The organism is Pseudomonas sp. (genome assembly GCF_041601375.1).
Classification (GTDB): domain Bacteria; phylum Pseudomonadota; class Gammaproteobacteria; order Pseudomonadales; family Pseudomonadaceae; genus Aquipseudomonas.
This window is the reverse complement of sequence record NZ_JBFIIG010000285.1, coordinates 1-3,069: the sequence shown is the minus strand read 5'-3', so window position 1 is coordinate 3,069 and position 3,069 is coordinate 1. Positions and strand designations below refer to the sequence as shown.

The following is a 3,069-nucleotide window of genomic DNA, read 5'->3' as shown; positions in this document are numbered from 1 at the left end:
TGGTGCGCCTGCAGAGCGGGCGTATCGGTGTGGTGCTGGAGCAGCACGCAACCTCGTTGCTGATGCCCAAGGTCAAGGTGTTCTTCTCGGCCAGGTCGAAAACCCCTATCGCTCAGGAAATAATCGACCTGGCCAAATTGGTCGATCGCGACAAGATTGTCAGCCGCGAATCCGCTGCCGACTGGGGGTTCCGTAACCTGGATGAGTTGTGGACGGGCTTGCCTGGCAGATAACCGAGAGCTGGTGAAAAGCGCTCGCCTATTGCAGCAGCCTCCAAGCGCTTGCGCTGGCGTTGTGCTAGGTGAACGCCTGGGGGCGGCCTGGTGACGGCGCTCGATATTTTCACACCCTCCGAGCCTAGCGCCGGCCGACAGCCGGTCGAACCATCCGCCGCCGGATCGGTCGGAGTTCCTGACGTTTTAACGGAGTCCTGACTGGTTATGAAGATTGTTGCTGCACTCCTGGCGTTGGTCGCTTTGCCGGCGCTGGCCAATCAACCGGCGCTCTACGGGCGCTACGAATACATCGAGTTGCCACAAGTCGGGCAAACCCTGAAAGCCAAGATGGACACCGGCGCGGTGACCGCCTCGCTGTCGGCCAGGGACATCGAGCAGTTCCGCCGTGACGGCCAGGATTGGGTGCGGTTCCGCCTGGCCACCGAGAATGCCGACGACAGCCTGTTCGAGCAGCCCCTGGCCCGCATCAGCGAGATCAAGAGCCGCGCCGAAGAGCGTGGTGACGCCAGCCGCCCAGCGGTGGCCAAGCGTCCGGTGGTCGATATGCAGCTCTGCTTGGGTAACCAGTTGCGCACCGTCGAGGTCAACCTCACCGACCGCAGCCACTTCGATTATCCGTTGCTGATCGGCACCAGCGCCTTGCGTGATTTCGGCGTGGCGATCAACCCGGCGCAGCGCTATGCCGCCAATAAGCCGCAGTGCTGAAGCGTTATTGGCCTATCCTGCAAGCAGCCGTCCGTGCTGCTTGCCTGGCCTGAGAGCTTGTGAAAAAACGCGCGCCTACTGCGCTCGTTTTTTTTCACAAGCTCTGACTCGAGTAGCCCGGCGTAATTCTTGCTAGATGGTGTTCTTTGCCACACTTGTTGCCAGGTGTGGATGGGCTCGTTGAGGTGTCGTTATGACTGGAGTACTCAAGCCGGGTATACGCGTATTGGAGCGTTTCAGTTTCGCGCGTAAATTTCAGCTGCTGTTTGTATTGTTCGTCCTGCCGCTGGGCTATGCGCTGTGGGTGATCACTAGCGATCATCTGGCCCGCCTGACGCTGATCGACCACGAGCTGGAGGGCATGCACGGGGTGCAGGCGCTGGGTTCGGTGCAGCGTGAGGTGATCGCCCAGAGCACCTTGTTGGCGCGCTGGAAGGGCACCGACGAACCGGCCAAGGCGCTGCTGGAACAACGCGCGGGCGGTCTCGATCAGGCGCTGGAACAGGCCGCGACGCAGCTGGCCAGTGTTCCCTCGAGCGCCCAGGCACGCGAGCAATTGACGGCATTGCAAGCGCTGCGCGCCGAGCTGAGTGTGGCGGTGCTGGGCAAGATGGCGCTACCGGATGCCCTGGAGCGTTACCAAAAGACCCTGTTGCAACTGACGGCGCTACGCGAGCAGGTGGCCACCGACAGCGGTTTGATTCTCGATCCGAACCTCGACACCTACCTGATGATGGAGCAGCTGACGTTCACCCTGCCACGCCTGCAGGAGAGCCTCGGCAGCTTCGCCGGCCAGGGTTATGGGGCGGTGTTCTCGCAGCATTTCACCCTGCAAAGCCGGGTACTGATCCGCGATTTGCGCCGCAGCCTGGACGAGTCGCGCGGCCAGTTGATCAAGGCGCGTGCGACTCTCGGCCAGCGGGCGCAGTCGATGGGCGATTTGCAGGCCGCGTTTGTCGAGGCCGAGCAAGGTTTCGACAGGTTTCTGAGCGAGATCGACCGCGATATGTTCGAGGCCAGCCCCATGGCCTTGAGCCCGCAACAGTTCATCGAGCGGGTAGACACCTTGCAGGCGCAGCTGGCGGATCTGCAGCAGGCGTTGTACCAGCAGTTCGCCCAGAGCCTGGGCGACTACCGCCAGCAGGCGCAGCGCGAAATGTGGCAGGTGATCGCCGTGTTCGGCGTGCTGACGCTGTTGGCGCTCTACGTGCTGTTCTGCCTGAATGCCTCGATCCGGCGCAGCACCGCCGGCATCATCGAGGCCGCGCAGGGCCTGCGTGACGGCGACTTGCGCGTGCTCATGCAGGTGCATGGCGAAGACGACCTGGCGAGCATCGCCACCGCGCTGAATGCCGCGGTCGCCCAGTTGCGCGGTTCGCTGCAGGGCGTCGATCAGGAAAGCCAGAGCCTCGGCGGCACCGTGCAGTTGCTCAGCAGCCAGGCGCAGAGTGCGCTGACGGCGGTGGAGCAGCAGCAGGGGCAGATGAGCCAGATCGCCACCGCCGCCACGCAAATGGCCGCCACCGCGCAAAGCGTGGCGCAAAGCTGCGAGGAGGCCGCGATGGAAGCCGGGCAGACCCGCGAAATCGCCAACCAGAGCAACCAGCGCAGCGAGCGTACCAGCGCCAGCATGCGCCAGCTCAGCAGTCGCCTGGGCGACAGTGCCGCGACCCTGCAGCAACTGCGCGTGCAGACCGAACAGATCACCCGGGTGGTCGATGTGATCAAGGGCATCGCCGAACAGACCAATCTGCTGGCGCTCAACGCCGCCATCGAGGCGGCGCGTGCCGGCGAACAGGGCCGCGGCTTCGCCGTGGTCGCCGACGAGGTGCGCTCGCTGTCGCAGCGCACGCAGAACTCCACCGCGGAAATCGCCCAGACCGTGGCCGACCTGCACCGGGTGGTCGGCCAGTCGGTCAGCCTGATGGAGGAGGCCGTGCAGCAGGCCGAGGGCGATGTCGGCAGCGTGCTGGCCATGGGCGAGGATATGGCCGGGATCGTCGAGTCGGTGCAGCGGGTCAGCGACCGCCTGGCGCAGATCGCCACCGCCGCCGAACAACAGGCGGCCACCGCGGACGAGGTCAGCGGCAATATCCAGCAGGTCGATCAGGGCGCCAGCGCCATGCTC

General features: G+C 64.4%; 2 protein-coding genes and 1 pseudogene. All 3 read left to right on the top strand.

The features are described 5' to 3' along the window. A pseudogene (locus ABZE94_RS21075) lies at positions 1 to 233 on the top strand (phosphodiesterase); the annotation flags it as partial. Positions 234 to 440: 207 nt separating this feature from the next. After that, complete coding sequence (locus ABZE94_RS21070; RefSeq protein WP_372878130.1) at positions 441 to 941, top strand: ATP-dependent zinc protease; 501 nt, start codon at positions 441 to 443, stop codon at positions 939 to 941. Between the two features lie 193 nt (positions 942 to 1,134). Further along, positions 1,135 to 3,069 (top strand): methyl-accepting chemotaxis protein (locus ABZE94_RS21065; RefSeq protein WP_372878128.1); only part of this gene is annotated, 1,935 nt, incomplete at its 3' end.